General features: G+C 65.4%; 18 protein-coding genes. 10 read left to right on the top strand and 8 right to left on the bottom strand.

Going from position 1 to position 18,211, the window contains the following annotated elements:
- The first annotated feature begins 20 nt into the window (after window positions 1-20).
- From AAFP30_RS09230 to AAFP30_RS09215, 4 genes are read left to right on the top strand one after another with little or no spacing between them, the layout of a single operon-like run.
- Window positions 21-1,067 carry a bifunctional MaoC family dehydratase N-terminal/OB-fold nucleic acid binding domain-containing protein gene (locus AAFP30_RS09230; RefSeq protein ID WP_419229600.1) on the top strand — a complete coding sequence of 349 codons (1,047 nt, stop codon included), beginning with the start codon at window positions 21-23 and terminating at the stop codon, window positions 1,065-1,067.
- Window positions 1,064-1,483, top strand: coding sequence for a MaoC family dehydratase (locus AAFP30_RS09225; protein ID WP_419229599.1), 420 nt, complete (start codon window positions 1,064-1,066; stop codon window positions 1,481-1,483). Before AAFP30_RS09230 ends, AAFP30_RS09225 begins: the two co-directional genes overlap by 4 nt.
- Entirely contained in the window at window positions 1,483-2,658 is a 1,176-nt protein-coding gene (locus tag AAFP30_RS09220; protein ID WP_419229598.1) for a lipid-transfer protein, read from the top strand. Before AAFP30_RS09225 ends, AAFP30_RS09220 begins: the two co-directional genes overlap by 1 nt.
- Before the next feature lie 22 nt (window positions 2,659-2,680).
- Entirely contained in the window at window positions 2,681-4,321 is a 1,641-nt protein-coding gene (locus AAFP30_RS09215) for an AMP-binding protein (RefSeq protein WP_419229597.1), read from the top strand.
- Between the two features lie 173 nt (window positions 4,322-4,494).
- Here AAFP30_RS09215 and AAFP30_RS09210 read toward each other — a convergent pair whose 3' ends face one another.
- Complete coding sequence (locus AAFP30_RS09210) at window positions 4,495-5,763, bottom strand: SLC13 family permease (protein WP_419229596.1); 1,269 nt, start codon at window positions 5,761-5,763, stop codon at window positions 4,495-4,497.
- The gene (locus tag AAFP30_RS09205) at window positions 5,763-7,466 is read right to left on the bottom strand and encodes an MFS transporter (RefSeq protein ID WP_419229595.1); all 1,704 of its coding nucleotides are present in this window, start codon (window positions 7,464-7,466) and stop codon (window positions 5,763-5,765) included. Before AAFP30_RS09205 ends, AAFP30_RS09210 begins: the two co-directional genes overlap by 1 nt.
- A 169-nt stretch (window positions 7,467-7,635) precedes the next feature.
- On the opposite strand from AAFP30_RS09205, the gene AAFP30_RS09200 reads away from it, so the two are divergent.
- On the top strand, window positions 7,636-7,776 hold the full coding sequence (locus AAFP30_RS09200; RefSeq protein WP_419229594.1) for a hypothetical protein: 141 nt from the start codon (window positions 7,636-7,638) through the stop codon (window positions 7,774-7,776).
- A gap of 39 nt (window positions 7,777-7,815) precedes the next feature.
- Here AAFP30_RS09200 and AAFP30_RS09195 read toward each other — a convergent pair whose 3' ends face one another.
- On the bottom strand, window positions 7,816-8,250 hold the full coding sequence (locus AAFP30_RS09195; protein ID WP_419229593.1) for a DUF6918 family protein: 435 nt from the start codon (window positions 8,248-8,250) through the stop codon (window positions 7,816-7,818).
- Between the two features lie 138 nt (window positions 8,251-8,388).
- Window positions 8,389-9,174, bottom strand: a complete 786-nt coding sequence (locus AAFP30_RS09190; RefSeq protein ID WP_419229592.1) for an SDR family oxidoreductase — start codon at window positions 9,172-9,174, stop codon at window positions 8,389-8,391.
- Between the two features lie 104 nt (window positions 9,175-9,278).
- Between AAFP30_RS09190 and AAFP30_RS09185 the strand changes: the two genes are divergently transcribed.
- Together AAFP30_RS09185 and AAFP30_RS09180 are read left to right on the top strand one after the other, a co-directional pair.
- Window positions 9,279-9,845 (top strand): TetR/AcrR family transcriptional regulator, encoded by a 567-nt coding sequence (locus AAFP30_RS09185; RefSeq protein ID WP_419229591.1) that lies wholly within the window; start codon window positions 9,279-9,281, stop codon window positions 9,843-9,845.
- A gap of 97 nt (window positions 9,846-9,942) precedes the next feature.
- Window positions 9,943-10,263 (top strand): CopG family transcriptional regulator, encoded by a 321-nt coding sequence (locus AAFP30_RS09180; protein ID WP_419229590.1) that lies wholly within the window; start codon window positions 9,943-9,945, stop codon window positions 10,261-10,263.
- 9 nt (window positions 10,264-10,272) lie between these two features.
- Here AAFP30_RS09180 and AAFP30_RS09175 read toward each other — a convergent pair whose 3' ends face one another.
- Genes AAFP30_RS09175 through kstD form a run of 3 tightly spaced genes read right to left on the bottom strand, consistent with a single transcriptional unit; the run spans window position 10,273 to window position 13,041 of the window.
- Window positions 10,273-10,425 (bottom strand): DUF1059 domain-containing protein, encoded by a 153-nt coding sequence (locus AAFP30_RS09175; RefSeq protein WP_419229589.1) that lies wholly within the window; start codon window positions 10,423-10,425, stop codon window positions 10,273-10,275.
- Window positions 10,426-10,430: 5 nt separating this feature from the next.
- Window positions 10,431-11,297 carry a MaoC/PaaZ C-terminal domain-containing protein gene (locus AAFP30_RS09170; RefSeq protein ID WP_419229588.1) on the bottom strand — a complete coding sequence of 289 codons (867 nt, stop codon included), beginning with the start codon at window positions 11,295-11,297 and terminating at the stop codon, window positions 10,431-10,433.
- A 4-nt stretch (window positions 11,298-11,301) separates the two neighbouring features.
- Window positions 11,302-13,041: a 3-oxosteroid 1-dehydrogenase gene (gene kstD / locus AAFP30_RS09165; protein ID WP_419229587.1), complete on the bottom strand. Its 1,740-nt coding sequence runs from the start codon at window positions 13,039-13,041 to the stop codon at window positions 11,302-11,304.
- A 351-nt stretch (window positions 13,042-13,392) separates the two neighbouring features.
- On the opposite strand from kstD, the gene AAFP30_RS09160 reads away from it, so the two are divergent.
- The 3 genes from AAFP30_RS09160 to AAFP30_RS09150 all read left to right on the top strand — a co-directional run bounded on the left by AAFP30_RS09160 (window position 13,393) and on the right by AAFP30_RS09150 (window position 16,734).
- Window positions 13,393-14,193, top strand: coding sequence for a mycofactocin-coupled SDR family oxidoreductase (locus AAFP30_RS09160; RefSeq protein ID WP_419229586.1), 801 nt, complete (start codon window positions 13,393-13,395; stop codon window positions 14,191-14,193).
- Entirely contained in the window at window positions 14,193-15,020 is an 828-nt protein-coding gene (locus tag AAFP30_RS09155; protein WP_419229585.1) for a mycofactocin-coupled SDR family oxidoreductase, read from the top strand. Before AAFP30_RS09160 ends, AAFP30_RS09155 begins: the two co-directional genes overlap by 1 nt.
- Before the next feature lie 211 nt (window positions 15,021-15,231).
- A complete protein-coding gene (locus tag AAFP30_RS09150) occupies window positions 15,232-16,734 on the top strand; it encodes an MFS transporter (RefSeq protein WP_419229584.1) in 1,503 nt (500 codons plus the stop codon).
- Between the two features lie 62 nt (window positions 16,735-16,796).
- Here AAFP30_RS09150 and AAFP30_RS09145 read toward each other — a convergent pair.
- Window positions 16,797-18,211, bottom strand: a 1,415-nt coding sequence (locus AAFP30_RS09145; protein WP_419229583.1) for an FAD-dependent oxidoreductase, incomplete at its 5' end; no start/stop codon positions are given.

Here is an 18,211-nt window from a genome sequence, read left to right as displayed (position 1 = left end):
GTCGACTCAAGGAGCGAGCGATGACTGTTTCCGCTGGTCGAGTAGCCCCGAGGAACGAGGGGCGTATCGAGACCACCATCCGCACCGCCGCCGACGCGATCAAAGCCGACGGACTCAGCGCCCCCAAAGCCGGTCGCGACCCCATCAACCAGCCCATGATCAACAACTGGGTCGAGGCGATGGGCGACGAAAACCCCATCTATGTCGACGAATCCGCCGCCCGCGCGGCCGGTCACCCGGGCATCGTCGCGCCGCCGGCGATGGCCCAGGTCTGGACCATGCGCGGGCTCCATGGCCAACGCACCGACGACGACCCACTCGGCCGAGCCACCGAGATGTTCGACGACGCCGGCTACACCTCCGTCGTCGCGACCAACTGCGACACCGTCTATCACCGCTACACCCAACCCGGTGAAGAGGTCGCGCTCCGCGCCGAACTCCTCGACATCGTCGGACCCAAGACCACCGCACTCGGAGAGGGCTGGTTCTTCACCACCCGCAACGTATGGTCGGTCGGCGACGAGGTCGTCGCCGAAATGTCCTTCCGCATCCTGAAATTCCGCCCACCTGGCGACACCGAGGCAGCGCAGGCGCCGACTGCCGAGGTGCCCGACGACCTCGACCCAACCCGCATGCTCAAGCCGAGCGTCTCCCGCGATACCGCATTCTTCTGGGACGGCATCGCCGCCCACGAACTCCGCATCCAGCAGGTCGCCGACGGTTCGCTGCGCCATCCGCCCATCCCGGCGACATGGAAACCACGAACCGCAGACGGTGTTGTGCCGCAGACGGATTACGTCGTCTCCACGGGACACGGCACGGTGTTCAGCTATGTCGTGCACCACGCACCCAAAGTGCCCGGACGCCAATTGCCGTTCGTCGTCGCGCTCGTCGAAATCGACGAGGGCGTACGGCTATTGGGCGAACTCCGCGACATCGATCCGGCCGAGGTCCGGATCGGTCTGCCCGTCGAGGTGACCTATCTCGACTTCCCGGCCGACCCCGACACCGGTGCCGACGCATGGACGCTCTATGCCTGGACCCCGCGACAGGAGGCGCAACAGTGACAAGCCTTGCACCGCAACCGGTTCAGGTCACCGACACGCTACCGCCGTTGACCATCGACGCCAGCCCGACCTTCGTCGTGGCCACCGCGCTCGCCACCCGCGACTTCCAGGACGTCCACCACGACCGGGACCTGGCACAGGCCAAGGGCTCCAAGGACATCTTCGTCAACATCCTCACCGACACCGGCCTCGTCGAGCGTTTTGTCACCGACTGGGCTGGGCCGTCCGCCCGGATCCGCTCCATCAACCTCAAACTCGGCGTGCCGTGGTACGCCTACGACTCGGTGACCTTCACCGGCGAGGTCACCGACATCACCGACGGCGTCATCACCGTGGCGGTCACCGGCACCAACTCACTCGGAAAGCACGTGATCTCCACGGTCACACTGGAACTCGACGCAGCAGGGGAGGCGTGATGGGCAAGCTGTCCGGACAGGCGGCGATCGCCGGCATCGGCGCCACCGAGTTCTCCAAGGACTCCGGTCGCAGCGAACTAAGGCTGGCCGCCGAAGCCGTCAACGCCGCGATTGCCGACGCCGGCCTGACACCCGCCGACGTCGACGGCCTGGTCTCGTTCACCATGGACACCAACGCCGAGATCGCGGTCGCCCGTGCGGTCGGGATCAAGGAGATGACCTACTTCTCCCGCATTCACTACGGTGGCGGCGCCGCATGTGCGACGGTGCAGCAGGCAGCGATGGCCGTGGCCACCGGGGTGGCCGACGTCGTTGTCGCCTACCGCGCCTTCAACGAGCGATCCGGGTTGCGCTTCGGCCAGGTCAACAGCGCGGTGGCCAACCAGGAGAACTCGTCGGGCACCGACAATGCGTTCTCCTACCCACACGGCTTGTCGACCCCTGCGGCGTTCGTCGCGATGGTCGCCCAACGCTATATGCACGAATACGGCGTCACCAGTGAAGATTTCGGCCGGATTGCGGTCGTTGACCGCAAACATGCGGCGGTCAATCCAAACGCCTTCTTCTACGGCAAGCCGATCACCCTGGACGACCACCAGGCGTCTCGGTACATCGCCGAGCCGCTGCATCTGCTCGACTGCTGCCAGGAATCCGACGGCGGTGTGGCGATTGTTGTCGTATCCGCCGAGCGGGCAAAGGATCTGTTGCACACCCCAGCTGTCATCGCCGCCGCGGCCGCGGGCAGCGCCGACGACCAGTTCATCATGTCCAGCTACTACCGCGAGGACCTCGCCGGACTACCCGAGATGGGCCTCGTCGGCCGTCAGCTCTGGCAGCAGTCAGGGTTGGGGCCCTCAGACATGGACATGGCGATCCTCTACGACCACTTCACCCCGTACACCCTCATGCAACTCGAAGAGCTCGGATTCTGCGGTCGGGGAGAAGCGAAAGAATTTGTGCGCCAACCAGGTGCACTGGAAGTCGGGGGTCAGCTTCCGCTGAACACCCATGGGGGACAACTCGGCGAGGCCTACATCCACGGGATGAACGGCATCGCGGAGGCAGTCCGGCAGATTCGCGGCGACTCGGTGAATCAGGTCACCGATGCCGAGAAAATCGTGGTCACCGCGGGTACCGGCGTACCCACCAGCGGCCTGGTCCTGACACGTTCCTAGTTGCAGCACAAGGGGAGTAGACATGAAGTTCAATCTGGCCGACGTGTTCGAGACGGTCGCCGACGCGGTACCCGAGCGCATCGCGCTGAGCTATGAGGGTCGGCAGATCAGCTACCCCGAACTCGACGGGCTGGCCAACCAGGTCGCACATCTGCTGGCCGAGCACGGGATCGGTGCCTTCGACAACGTATCGCTGTTCCTCAAGAACAGCGTCGAACACGTCACCAGCCTGCTCGGTTTGCTGAAGATCCGCGCGGTGCCGGTCAACGTGAACTACCGCTACACCAACACGGAACTGCAGTACATCTTCGACAACTCCGACTCGCGCGCGATCATCGTCGAGATGCCGGAGCACCAGCGCAGTGTCGCCACTCTGCTGGCGGAAACACCCACGGTGCGAACCGTCTTCGTGATCGGTGAGGTCGTCGATGAGCTCACCGGGGCGGCAGCCAACCTCCCGGATGGGCGGACCGTCGAGATCGTGTCGTTCGGCGACTCCGAGTCCAAGCCCACGAACCGTGACTTCGAGCCGCGCACCGGAGAAGAGCTGTACCTGCTCTACACCGGCGGCACCACCGGGTACCCCAAGGGCGTCATGTGGCAGCACGACGACTTCTTCCGCAAGCCACTCTCCGGCGGCAACCCGTACGGCGAAGCCCGCAAAGATCTGGACGAGATCTCCACCGCGGTCAAGGATTTCCCGTCGATCGCCTTCCTGCTCGCGGCACCTCTGATGCACGGTGCCGCGTCGTACTCCCTGTTCACCTTCTTCACCCTCGGCGGGCGTCTGGTCATCCAGCGCGACTTCGATCCGGCGAAGATCGTGTCAGGTGTCGAGTCCGATCAGGTCAACATCATTCTCATCGTCGGCGACGCGATGGGTATGCCGCTCGTCGAAGAGTTTGAACGACGCGCCGGCACAGCCGATCTCACCTCACTGTTCTCGGTGACCTCGGGCGGTGCGATTTGGTCGCACCACAACCGTGAACGCTTCCTCAAGGTCAAGCCGGAACTCGTGCTCCGCGACAACTTCGGCGCCTCGGAGTCGGGCAACGACGGCGAGATCATGATGGACGACAACGGCAACCTCAGGGTGCCGCCGACCGACAAGATGATGGTCGTCGACGACCGACTCAACAAGATCGAACCGGGCTCCGGCGACGTCGGCTACATCGCGCGGATCGGCAACGTTCCGCTCGGCTATTACAAGGATGAAGAGAAGTCCGCCAAGACCTTTCCGACCTTGCCCGACGGCACCCGGATCTCCATCCTGGGTGACATGGGCACGGTGGAGGCCGACGGCACCATCGTCTTCCTCGGCCGTGGCTCCCAATGCATCAACAGCGGAGGCGAGAAGGTCTACGCCGAAGAAGTGGAAGCGACGCTGCACGCGCATCAGGCCGTCGGCGACGCCCTGGTGGTGCCGGTGCCCGACGAGAAGTACGGGCAGCGGGTCGCTGCGGTGGTCTCCGTCGCCGACGGTGCGGCCGAGCCGACGCTCGAAGAATTGCAGGAACACTGCCGTGCCTCACTCGCCGGTTACAAAGTCCCGCGCACAGTCGTTTTCGTGGACGAGGTCAAACGGACCCCGGCCGGCAAGGCCGACTACCGCTGGGCCAAGAACACCGCCGCCTCCGCATCCAGTGAGCCGGCACCGGCCTGACCCTACTCACTGTTGGTTGAGCAGCCTCCGGGCGCTAGCCGAGGCGGCGTCCGTCGAAACCAGCACCACTGCTTGGCAACTCGTTTCGACCAGCGTCGGGCTCGCTACGCTCGCTCGTCGCGCTCAACGAGCGGTAGGCGGGTGCTCGCTGTACCGCTGGTTGAGCACGGAACTCAACTGACCTGCAACGCCACCCATAACGCCACCACAGCGGCGACGAGGGTGGGCGGCACCGTCACCAACCCGAGCAGCACGTAGCGCCGCGATGGCGTGGCCACGGACTGTCGGTGCATCACGTCGCGCCACAACAGGTTTGCCAGCGACCCGAACCAGGCGAGGTTCGGTCCGATGTTGACGCCCAACAGCACCGCGAGAATCAGCGCGGGCTGATGGGCAACCAGCGGCACCAGCAACAGGGTGGCGGGCAGGTTGTTGAGCAGGTTCGCGACCACCGCGGCCAGCGCGGCCACCGCCAGCAAGCCCAAAAGTCCGGTACCGGAGGGAATCAGCCGACCGACAGCGTCACCGAGCGGCCCCTCACGCACCGGCAGGATGATGACCCCCAACGCCGCAACGAACGCGAGAAACGGGACGTTGATCGCGTGCACCGTGCTACGGACAGTCTCCGCGGGAGCACGAAAGAGGCCGGGCAGCACCATGATCACTGCACCCGCGGTCGCGACCACCACCAGTGGAACACCGAGCGGCTCGGCCACCACGAAGGCGACCAACAACACGGCCAAACACACGAGAATCGCGACCGGCGCTGGCTGCCGGTCCCCGGTATCGGACTGGACTGCAGGGGAAGGTCGTGTCGTCGCCAGATCCCGCGCAAAGAACAGGCGAAAGATCACATACTCCACCACGATTGCCGCCACCCACGGCCCCACCATGTAGCCGGTGAACCCGAGGAAGCTGAGCCCGGTGGCGCTGAACGCCAACAGGTTGGTCAGGTTCGACACCGGAAACAATGTCGACGCACTGTTGGCCAGATGGTTACTCGCATAACCCACCGGTGCAATGCGTGCTCCCACCCGTCGTGCGGTGGCGATCGCGACCGGCGTCAGCAACACGATGGTGGTGTCGATGGACAGAACGGCGGTGGTCAGTGCCGCCACCACGAACACGATGCGCAACAACCGATTCGGTGACCCACGACTCCACTGGGCGAGCACCGATCCGACCCACTCGAATACCCCCGTGCGCGCACACACGTCCGCGACCACCAACATCGCCGCGAGAAAACCGATGGTCGGCGCCATGAATCTGATCTCGTCGGCTGCGTCCGTCCAGTCGGTGAGCCCGAGAACGATCATCAACAGCGCGGCCGGCAGTGCGACCACCGCTGGTGGCCATCGACGAAGACCGATCGTCGCTGCGATCACCACCACGAGAATCGCGACGGCGACCACGGTCCCGACGCCGCTGTCCGGCGAGAGCATCACTCCGAGCGCGGCACGTCAGGAGAAGTGCCCACACCGGCATCCACATCGTCGGCGGCTGCGGGCCACTGGTTCTCGTCGAACGACTCACTGACGCGTCGCGGAGCGATCCACAGCAGGACGAACGCACTGCCCATCAGAATGGCACCAAGGATGATGTACGCGAGATTGGCCGGTGCCTGGAAGGCGTCCTGCGCACCGTGCAGAATCTGTTGCGCGAGTTGCGGTGCCTGGCCGGCCAACCGGTCGGCAACCGCCGACGCCTCGGCAAGCGACCGCGAAATATGGTCGGCGACGACGTCGGCCTGACCGATCATCATCTGTCCACCGGCTTGATCACCCGCAGCCGCTCGCTGCTGACCCGCCTCGGTCAGCGCTGTGCGCGCAGAGTCGGCGACCGGCGCAATCCGCGACGAATATCCGGCAGCCGCAATACTTCCGGCGAGCGCGATACCGATCGCGGCACCCAGTTCACGGGCGGTGTCGTTGACCGCCGAGCCGATGCCCTGGTTGTCGAGCGGGGTGTTGGCCATGATCGCCGTCGTCGATGGAGCGGTCGCCAGGCCGACGCCGGCCGCCGACAGACTGATCCACCACACCAGGGACCAATAGTTGTCATGATGAATCGCGCCGAGCAGCACAATCCCCAGTCCGGCGAACAGGATTCCGCCGGCAAGGACGAATCGCAAGGAATGGAAACGCACGGCGACCCAGTTGCCGAGTAACGCGAAGATCGCGGTGCAGGCCACCATCGGCATCAACGCAAACGCCGACTGCAGCGGTGAATACCCGAACACCAACTGAAACTGCTGCAGTAGAAGGTAGAACGTGCCGAACGTAGCGAAGAACTGCATCGTCACCGACAATGCGCCGGCACCGAACGCGCGGTTGCGGAACAGTCGGACGTCCAACAGCGGCGAACCGATGCGCAGTTCCAGAACGCAGAACGCCGCCGCGAGCACCACGCCACCGATGAGCGTGCCCAGTACGAGCGCATCGGACCAACCGCGGTGCGGCGCCTCGAGCAACCCGAAAACGATGCCGACGACCGCAAGGATCGACAATGCCGAGCCGACTACGTCGAAGCGCCCGGGGTTGCGGTCCTTGGAACTGCCGATGGTGAAACACAACAACGTCGTCAGCACCGCCGACGCGGCGAAGGTGATGAACAGCGAGTGCCAACTGAAGAACTCGAGCAGCAGACCGGACACCAGGAAGCCCGCTATGGCTCCCGCTCCGGCGACCGCCGCCCACACGCTCACCCCGATCGCCCGTTTGTCCTCGGGGACACCCGAGGTGATCAGCGACAGCGTCGTCGGCATGATCAGCGCTGCCGCCGCACCGGCCAGCACCCGTGTGGCGATCAGCTGGGTCGGGTCGCTGATCCAGATGGCCACCAGCGAGGCGATGGCGAACACGATGAGCCCCACGATGAGGACCCCGCGTCGGCCCAACCGGTCACCGATGGCGCCCGCGGGCAGCAGCAGGGCAGCGAGAGCGAGGGTGTACCCGTCGACGATCCAGGTCATCTGGCCGGAGTCGGCGCCGGTGTCCTTGGCGATGTCGGGCAGCGCGGTGTTGAGCGCGGCCATCGCGGCGACGACCATGCTCACCGCCGCGCAGGCGATCAGGATCAGCCACGCCGAGCGGAGGTCCAGTCCTCCGATGGTTCGACCACGTGCTTCAGTCGGTACTTCGGTCATGGATCCCTCCCTGCCTCGACACGATGTTTCCTCTTCGTGATCGCGACACGCCCGTGTTGTGATCCACATTACTTCGCAACATGTGGAACATTAGTCACAGCAGTAACACCCCCCGGTGATCGTGCATTTCGCGATCGACACTGCACCGGACAACCGAAAGTGAGAGATCATGGCCTCACCCCAGGTCGCGTCTTCACAAGGTACCGAGTATTCACCCGCCCGCGTGCATGTTTGGCGCGTGCTGTCGATGCTGGCCGCACTGATCGCGGTCGTCGTCGTCCTGCTGCTGATAGTCACCTCCGCGGCGTAGGAGCGGCCGACAACCCCGTCTCGCAGACGAGACGTCAGATCAGCTTGCGTGCTTCTCGAACACTGCCCCCACCTGCGGCAGTGCGTCGACCACGTAGCCCTTGGCCTTCTTCCGCAACGAGTGGTAGACCTTCGCCAGAGCCGGATTGGCCGTGGCCGCCTGGTCGTCGGTGACGGTCAGCAAGGCCTCGGCGGCCGCGTCGGAGTTCGCGGTCAGATGATCGGCGAACGAGGCCTCCGCGGGCTTGCTGTCCCACAGCGGCTGCAGTGTCGAGACGAAGTCGGGCAGCATCGAGTTGGTCGCCGAGGACACGACGCCCGGTTTGACCTTCTGAGCTGCTGCGTAGCCGGTCTTGATGGCGGCGCCGCCGAGTCCCTTCTGTCCCGACACCTCGTTGTCGATCACCTCGGCCAGGTCGGCGACGACGGCCGGTCGGCGGTCGGACTCGAGCAGGGACTGCAGGGAATCGCTCATCTAACGTCTCCTCGTTCCAGGTTCTTCCATGGTGGGAGCGTGGATCCGTGTCCCGCCCCGCCGAAAAGATTACGTGGCGGATTCGGACATGGCGAGGCCGGGCACACCGCGGTATGCCCGGCCGGGATCAGATATGTGTCAGTACTTTTCGGACTGACCGCCGTCGATCGGGATGGTCGTGGCGTTGATGAACGACGACTCGTCGGACAGCAGGAAGGCGACGAGGTTGCCGACCTCTTCGGGCCGCCCGAAACGCTTCATCGGGTTGACGCTGACGAACTCGCGGCCCGCTTCCTCCCAGTTGACCGGATCGATCTGCTTGAGCGAGGCCTCGACCATCGGGGTCATGATGGCGCCGGGTGCGATTGCCTTGATGGAGATGCCGTACTGGCCGTATTCGATGCCGGAGTTGCGGGTGAGTCCGACGACGCCGTGCTTGGCGGCGGCGTATCCGGACTGGTTGCCGACGCCGCGGATACCGCCGACCGAAGCGGTGTTGACCACGGTGCCCGAACCCTGCTTGCGCATCTGGGCGAGAACGTACTTGAGTCCGAGGAACACGCCGCGCAGGTTGATGGAGACGACCTTGTCGAACTCGTCGGCCCCGAAGTCCTCGGTGAGGTTCTGCTTGCCCTCGATGCCGGCGTTGTTGAAGAAGCCGTCGATGTGGCCGAAGGTCTGCACGGTTTGTGCGACGTAGTCCGCCACGGCGGTCTCGTTGCTGACATCGGCGACGATCTGCAGCACCTTGGCATCAGAGGCCACGTCGGTGATGGCGGCCGCCGTGTCGGCGAGGCCGTTGGCGTTGACGTCGACGAGCGCGAGGGAAGCGCCCTCGGCAGCGACCCGAGTGGCGGCAGCGCGGCCGAGTCCGGATCCTGCGCCGGTGATGAGGACTACTTTGTCGGTGAATCGAGCAGTCATGGTTGGTCGCGACCTTCCTGTGTTGGAGCTGGCCCGTCACGACGGCGGGTCATACAATAGTAATAACAGAACGTAGCGTCTCGATATTCCGGAAGGGTGGTCCCATGGGTGACGCAGTGCGTGGTCGGGGCCGTCCGCGCGATCCAGAACTCGACGATCGCATCCTCGCGGCCACGCGGGAACTCGTCGACGAGGTGGGCTACCACCAGGTGGGGATGGAGTCGATCGCGGCGCGCGCCGGCGTGGGCAAGGCGACCCTGTATCGGCGATGGCCCACCAAGGCGGCGGTGATCACCGATGCTTTTGCCGAGGACCTGTCCGCTCCACCCGTGCCGGATACCGGTTCGGTGCGCGACGACGCACTCGCCTACCTGCGGGAACTCGTCCACACGCTGACGCTGCTGGGGGACCCGTCGGTGGTCGCCGGGGCGTTGGCCGAGCGCGGCGAGGCGGGGCAGATCGAGCTGCGCGACATCGTGGCGTCGCGGGCGGATGGGGGTGAAGAACTGCTGCAGCGGGGGATCGATCGCGGCGAACTTGCCACGGGACTAGCTGTCTCGACGATCGTCGAGAGCTGGGGTGGTTTCTTGCTGTATCGAATTGTGTTCGCGCAGAACGTTCCCGGCGACGACGAACTGGCGGGGCTGGTGGATCTGCTGCCTCATCGGTGATCGATGATCATTGGGTAGTGGTTGTATTACATGAGTAATACACTGTTTGCGCGGAATGCAGTGGGTTGGAGGCCGCAAGGCGTATCGAGGTGGCGAAATGGGTGAGAAACTACGACAGGCATTGGCCGAGTCGGAGGAGATCGAACGGAATCCGGACGCGGTGGTCCGCACCGACACCGTCATCACCCGTGGTCACAATCGCACCCGCACGCTGCAGGTGCGATTGAACGACGCGGAGTTGCAGGCGCTGGAGTCGGTTGCTGCGCACCGGAATCTGCCCGTATCGACGGTGGCGCGTGAGGCGCTGCTGCGGTTCCTGGCCGCGCAGTCCGAGACGCCGTCGCCGGAAGCGATGCTCAATCAAATCGATGCGTTGGTCGTAGCGCTGCGCAGCGCCTTGTCGACTCCGTCGATCTGACCGGACAAATTACCCGAACGCCGCCATCGTCAGGATTTCGTCGCGGGTGTAGTCGCGGCCGGGGTGCTCGGCCGCGAGATGCGCCTGGGTCTTCTCCACGAGTTCGTCGTCGTCGACGCCTTCGATGCGTTCGCCGCACGGGCAGCGCAGGGTGCTTGCCATGTCGATTACCTTCCAGTGGTTGCCAGGACGACATTACCCAGTGCGGGGGCGTTGTCGCGGTCGGCGACGGTCGCCGTGATCAGCAGCTGTCCGCCGTCGTCCCACACGTTGACGTTCAGGGTCTCGCCGGGGAAGACGATGCCGGCGAAACTGGCCGAGTAGTCGGCCACCGCGGTCACGTCGCCGTCGAGCACGCTGTCGGTGACCGCCCGGCACACCGAGCCATAGGTGCAGAGTCCGTGCAGGATCGGACGCGGAAAGCCTGCGGCCGCAGCGAATTCCGGGTTCGAGTGCAGCGGGTTGCGGTCGCCGCAGAGGCGGTAGAGCATTGCTTGGTTGGGCAGGGTCGGGACGACGAGCCGATGGTCGGGTTCGCGATCGGGGTAGGCCACCTTCGACGACGATCCCCGCTCACCGCCGAAACCGCCCTCGCCCTTGGCGAAGATGGAGGAGCGTGCGGTCCACAACGGGGCGCCGGTGTCGTCGGTGGTCACCGACTCCTGAATGACGACGGCGGCCGAACCCTTGTCCTGCACTTCGGCGATCCGCGTCCGTGTGGTGGCATTCCCGCTCGCCGGCAGTGGCCGGTGTGCGGTGACCTGCTGGCTGCCGTGCACCACCTTCGCCAGGTCGATGTCGATGCCGGGGAAGGAGACCTTCGGTGCCTCGGTGGCATGGAACGATGCCGCGACCGTTGCGAACGACGGAAGCACTTTGGGGGCACGGTCGTCGAGGTAGGCCAGGCCGGCTGCGTCCATCGGGTCGGCGGCTGCCCCCACCGCGAGGTGATAGAGCGCGACATCCGACGCCGACCACTCAAAGCTGATCTCGGGGAGTTCGGCACCTACGGCGACAGCGGGATCGATCGGCATCTGTTCAGGCTCCTGTGCTGGTGGTGAACGGCGTCGGACGCTTGGCGTGGCTGGCAGCGTCGAGCGCGGCGAGATAGCCGAACACCATGGCCGGGCCGATCGTCGCGCCGGGGCCGGCATACGTGTGACCCATGACAGGAGCGCTGGTGTTTCCCGCTGCGTAGAGTCCGTCGATGACCGACCCGTCCGCGCGCAGTGCGCGACCCGCGGCGTCGGTGTCGATGCCGCCCTTGGTGCCGAGGTCGCCGGGCACCATCTTGACCGCGTAGTACGGCGCCTTGGTCAGTGGGCCGAGGCTCGGGTTGGGCTTGTTGGTGATGTCGCCGTAGTAGTGGTCGTAACCGCTCTCGCCGCGATGGAAGTCGGCGTCGATGCCGCTACGGGAGAAGCCGTTGAATCGTTCGGTGGTGGCGGCGAGGTTGTCGGCGGGCACACCGATCTTCTCGGCGAGTTCGCGGATCGAGTCGGCCTTCACGACCACCCCGGACTCGAACCACTTCTTCGGAAGCGGTTGTCGCGCATTGATTCCCGCAAACAGGTAGCGGTTGCGGCAGGCCTGGTCCATGATCAGCCACGACGGCACGTTCTCGCCCGGACCCTCACCCTGACCGAAGTCGCCGCCGTACATCTGATGCACCGCCTCCACGTAGGGCAGCGATTCGTTCATGAACCGCTCGCCCCGGAGGTTGACGATGAAGGTGCCGGGCACCGACCGCTCGGAGAGCGCGAACCACGGACCGCGCGGCAGTGGGATCGTCGGGCCCCACCACGCGTCGTCCATCAGCGACACCGCCGCACCGATCTTCAGTCCGGCGTTGATGCCGTCGCCGGTGTTCGACGGTGCGCCGGTCGTCCACTCGGAGCCGATGGGGTCGCGCTGGTACTTGCGGCGCATCTCGGCGTTGTTCTCGAAGCCGCCGCAGGCGAGTATGACGCCACGGGTGGCGTGGATCTCGATCGGTGTGCCCTCCGACTCGGCGATGACGCCGATGACCCGGCCGTCCTCCGTGAGCAGATCGGTGAGGCCGGTGTTCAAGCGCAGGGGGACACCTAGTTTGCGGACGCCCAGCAGAAGTTCGGCGGCCAAGGCCGCGCCCATGGCGATCAACTTCTTGCCGCGGGAACGTGCCCAGAAGAACCGTGCACCGACCTTGCCCATGCGTACCGGGCCGCGCCAATGCCGCAGACCCGTGTTGAGCCACCGGTAATCCGATTGCAGCACAACCATGTTCAATGGCGCCTTGGTGTACTGCGGATGCAGCGTCTTGAGATCGTCGCCGAGTGCGCGCGCGTCGAACGGACGCGGTTCCACCGAGCGTCCACCCAGGCGGCCGCCGGGTGCCTCGGGGTAGTAGTCGGAGTAGTTCTTCACCCACTCCAGATCGAGGGGGGCATGCTTCATCAGGAAGTCGAGCGCCTCCGGGCCGCGGTCGATGTAGGCGTCGATGCGCTCGGGCGAGGCGTGCTCACCGATGATGGCGTGTACGTACTCGCGGGCCTTGTCGGGGGTGTCGCTGACGCCGTCGCGCTTGAGGACCGAGTTGTTCGGAATCCACACCCCGCCCCCGGACCGCGACGTCGACCCACCCCAGTACGGCGACTTCTCGATGATGACCGTCTTCAGACCACTGGCTGCGGCGGTGATCGCCGCGGACAGGCCCGCCGCACCGGCGCCCACGACGATGACGTCGTAGGTTTCCGCAGGAGGGCCCTGCTGTGGTGTTGCTTCGGTCGCGTCGGCCATGGATGCCCCTTCGTACGCCACGGGTGGAACGTGTTCTCTCTACAAATTAGAACACGTTTCAGAAATGGATCAAACGAGTCCGTTCGTACCCACCGCTGGTTGAGCGCGACGAGCGAGCGAAAGCGAGCCCGACGCTGGTCGAAACCCGCCAACCGCGTGCCCCGAGTACAGCAGCCTCATCGCGGGTTGACCAGCCGCGATCTCACTGAACGGTCAGCATCCCGCACAACGCTGGGGCCGGTGGGTGGGCGGTGGTGGTGATTCGTTCCCGCTCACCGGACGACGCGCAGGTTGCCGACACTCGGAGCCACTACGGTGGCCGTCCATGCCCACACTCGACGAGAGGCGACGATGAATCGAATGCTGGACCGGGTTGTGCTGGTCACCGGTGCCGGTCGCGGAATGGGGCGCAGTCACTGCGTGCGATTGGCGGAGGAGGGCGCGTCGATCATCGCCGTTGATCTCGCGTCGTCATCGGACGACCTCGCCACGACGGCCGACGAAATCGCCTGGGTCGGCGGTGCCTGCATCACCGCGCACGCCGACGTCCGTGACCTCGAGGCGCTCCGCAGCGCGGTGTCGACCGGGATCGAGCGTTTCGGCCGACTCGACGCGGTGGTCGCCAATGCCGGTATCTATCCGGCGGCGGGCCGCTCGTGGGAACTCGACGACGATGACTGGCAACGCGCACTCGACGTCAACCTGACCGGGGCGTGGCATACCGTCAAAGCCACCGTGCCGCAGATGGTTTCCGGTGGCGCGGTGGTGATCATCGGCTCGACCAATGCCATCAAGGGAACCGCCGGTACCTCGCACTATTGCGCCAGCAAGCACGGCGTCGTCGGACTTGCTCAGACACTGGCCAATGAGCTTGGTGCGCAGGGAATTCGGGTCAACGCGGTGCACCCCGGGTCGGTCGGCACACCCATGATCCTCAACGACACCGTGTTCGCGAAGCTGCGTCCGGACCTGGCCTCGCCGGGTGCAGAGGATGCGGCTGTGGCCTTGGCGTCGCGTAATCTGCTGGGGGTGCCCTGGGTCGATCCCGTTGATGTGAGCAACGCCGTCCTGTTCCTGCTGTCCGACGAGGCGCGGTACGTCACCGGGATCAACGTCGCCGTCGACGCCGGACTGCTGGCGAAGGTGTCGTGATGGGGCGCGTAGCGGGCAAGGTCGCGCTGGTCACCGGCGCTGCACGGGGGATCGGCCGCGCGCAGGTGCTGCGATTCGCCGAAGAAGGCGCCGACGTGATCGCCCTCGACATCTGCCGCCAGGTGGAGACCACGGTGACCCCGCCGTCGACCTCCGACGACCTGGCCGAGGTTGCGTTGCTGGCCGAGAAGGAAGGGGTGCGGGTGGTCACCGGCGTCGTCGACGTTCGCGACGGGGGAGCGTTGACGGAGATCGTCGCCGACGCCGTCGCCGACCTTGGTGGTCTCGATATCGTCTGCGCCACAGCCGGAATCACTTCCAAGGGAGCGGCCGTGGAGTTGTCGGAGGAGGCGTGGGAGACCATGCTCGACGTCAACCTGACCGGGGTGTGGCGTACCTGCAAGGCCACCATCCCGCACCTCATCGACCGCGGCGGTGGTGCCATGGTGCTGACGAGTTCCTTGGCCGGGTTGCGCGGATTGCGGACCGTCGCACACTACACGGCGGCCAAACATGGTGTCGTCGGGCTGATGCGGTCCCTGGCCCATGAGGTGGCGCCGTACGGCATCCGGGTCAACACCGTACATCCGACCAACGTGGACACGCCGATGATCCAAAACCCGGCCGTGCGAGCAGCTTTCCGGCCCGACCTGGACGGTCCCACCCGGGAGGACTTCGCCGAGGCGGCCCGCACGATGAACATGCTGCCCATCCCGTGGGTCGAACCTCGCGACATCGCCAACGCCACACTGTTTCTGGCGTCGGAGGAAGCGCGCTACATCACGGCGGTGGCGCTCCCGGTGGATGCCGGCGCAACCCAACTCTGAGTACTCGCTGACCGAACGCACCTCCCGGCACTTGCCGGGAGGTGCGTTTCTTGTCTGGGGCTGTCGCACAAACGATCCCGATGACCGGGACGCCCTCCTGGTACGGCGGACACGGTACGACTGAGATGTGACTGGCACCACAGTCGTTGGTGTTTCATCACCCACAGCCGGTCCGAACTCTGCGCTGCCGGCTGCCCACGGAAGGTATTCGATGCCTGCTCACCCCATGCCTGGCGAGAGTGTCAACCCGCTCTCGTCGACATCCGACGTCGACGACAACCGCACCTGGACACCACGATTGGTGCTCGGACTCATCTCCATCGTGCTGCTGCTCGAAGTGCTCGCCATCAGCTATCTGATGATCTCGACGGCCCTGCCGTTCGTCGTCGCGCACTACCAGACCACGCAGGGCGCGTGGCTGTTGACCGCGTTCCTGTTGACGGGTGCCGTGACCGCACCAGTGATCGGGCGGCTCTCGGACCTGTACGGCAAGCGCAGGCTTCTGCTGTGCTGTGTTGCGCTGGCGGCGTTGGGTTTTCTGCTGTCGGCGGTGGCACCGTCGTATGGCGTGATGGTCGCGGGACGGGCGTTGGCCGGCTTCCTGGTGCCCTGTCTGTTTCTGGGCTACTCGCTGATCCGTGACGTGTTTCCGCCACGCGCCGTGGCACTTTCGGTCAGTATCGCGACCACCGGCATGGGCCTGGTCGCGGTCCCCGCGCCGTTCCTCACCGGCTGGTTAATCGACGACTTCGGTTTCCGGGCGGTGTTCTGGTTCCTGTGCGCCTGCGTGATCGCCATCGGATTCCTGATCCTGGTCACCGTTGATGAATCACCTTTGCGTGTGAACACTTCCGTCGACTTCATCGGTGCGGTCCTGCTCGGGGCCGGTTTGGCGGGCATCCTGATCGCCGTCAGCTTCGGTCCGACGTGGGGTTGGGGATCGTCGAAGACCTTGGCGTTCTTGATCGGTGGTGCGGCGCTGTTGGCGGCGTGGCTGGTGTCGGCTCGGGTCGTTCGTGATCCGGTGGTCGACCTCTCGGTGCTCGGCCGTCGGTCGGTGTATTTGACGACGGTGAGTGCCGGTGTCGCCTATGGTATTTCCGGTCTGTTCGCGATCCTGGTGCCGATGATGGTGATGGTCCCCGGCATGATGGGACTCGGCTACGGCTGGGGACTGACCGCCGAGCAGTACGCGGTCTTCCAGCTGCCGATGGTGGTGGCCATCGTCGCCGGCGGTCTGCTGGTCGGCGTGCTTGCCGGACGTGGTGTCGCACCGCGCGTGCTGATGCTGGCCGGTCTGGTACTGATGACCATCGGTCTGGTGGTTGTGGCATTGGCGCATTCGGAGAAGTCGACGATCATTCTCGCCGCCGTCATCCTCGGGCTGGGGCAGGGCATGTCCTACGCTGCGGTGCCGAACCTGGTGATCGCTGCGGTCTCACCGCAATTGCAGGCATCCACCGCAAGCATCGTCGCGGTCAGTCAGAGCGCATTTCCGGCGGTCTTGTCGGTGGTCGCGTTCACTGTGCTGAACAACTCGCATGTCGCGATGGTGGCGCAGGGCGTGGCGTTCTACGACACCGACGGCTTCACGGTGATCTTCCTGATCGGGGCGGCGGTCGCCTTCGTCGGTGCACTGGTGACACTGGCGATGCCGCGACGCAGTGTGGTGCCCGAGGCGTCGAGCACCGAAGAGACGTTGGAAACCGCGTAGCAGCTGGATAATAACGCAACGGCCGACCACTTCGATGAGTGGCCGGCCGTTGGGCTGTGTCCCTACCGCGCTGCCGCGGCTCCGGCGCGCCGACCGAAGAAGGTGCCGTCACCCAGCGAGGTGCCGCTGATGTACCCCCAGGAATGCAGACCCGACGTCGCGCGACCGGCAGCGTAGAGACCCGCCATGGGGTGGCCGTCGAGATCGAGAACCTCACCGTCGGGAGTCGTGCACAGCCCACCGAGCGTGAAGACCTCGGCGCCACCGGAACCCGCAGCGCCGTACTCCGGTGGTGCAATGCCGCGCCGCACGTCTACGGCCGCGAACGGTGCGCGAAGCGGCCGAACCCAGCGAGAACTCTTGTGGAAATACGGATCACGACCCTCGGCGGCATGCCGGTTGTATTCGCCGACGGTGGTCTGCAGCGCACCGTCCGGCATACCGATCTCCTGCTCGAGCTCGGCGAGGGTCTCGGCGACGAAATGTGGTACGACGCCCCATCGTTCGTTCTCCGGGACTTCCTCGTACGCCTGTTCGTCGAGGATCACCCAGACCCGCAGGCCGTGCCCGAACAGGGCTGCCTGCCCGACCAGGCCGGGGTAAACGTCCTCGTTGATGAATCGCTGGCCGCGGTCGTTGACGATCATGCCGCGCACCATCATCCCGGGAATGAGAGAGATACCGACCTGGCCGGCGGACATGTGCCGCACCGACGCACCGGCGGCCTGGGCCATCTGGATGCCGCGGCCGTCGTCGCCGCCGTCGCTGTTGACACCGAGGTTCACCAACTGTGGTGCATGTTCGGCCACCATGGCGGCATTGTCGGCGAAACCACCGGTGGTCAGGATGACGCCGCGACGTGCGCGGTAGGAAACGGTCGTGTCGAAATGCCGTGCAAGAACACCGACAATGCGATCGCCGTCGACGATCAGGCGATTCACGGATCGGTCGGTGTGCACCTCGACATCGGAGGCGGCAACGGCGTCGCCGAGCACCGCCATGAGGACCTTCCCGCCGAAACCGTCGGAGGTGACGCGGTGACCGCGCGGCGCGGGAGTCGCGAAATCGCGGAACGGGAATACGTTCTCGCCCATCCACATCAGGCCGTCATCGGTGGGCGGCACCCAGGTCGGCGAATCCCACAGTGACGGCTTGAACGGGACACCGTGGTCGACGAGCCACTGATAGTGGTCGACGCTGTCGCGGCAATAGAGCGCGACCTTGGCAGCATCGGCGTCGGGTCCGAGAGCTGCGAGCAGAAACTGTTCCATGGCTTCGGGCGTGTCGTCGAAACCGCATGCCCGCTGGATGTCGGTGCCGCCACCAAGATAGATCTCGCCACCGGACAGTGCTGCGGAACCACCTCCACCACTTTGCCGTTCAAGCAGAATGGTCTGTGCACCAACGGCCGCCGCCTCGAGGGCGGCGGCCGCTCCGGGACATCCGTAACCGGCCACCACAACATCGGGTTCGTAGG

Origin of the sequence: Gordonia sp. CPCC 205515 (assembly GCF_048537925.1) — a bacterium.
Lineage (GTDB): Bacteria > Actinomycetota > Actinomycetes > Mycobacteriales > Mycobacteriaceae > Gordonia.
The sequence above is the reverse complement of the archived record's forward strand: the minus strand, read 5'-3'. Positions and strand labels throughout refer to the sequence as shown.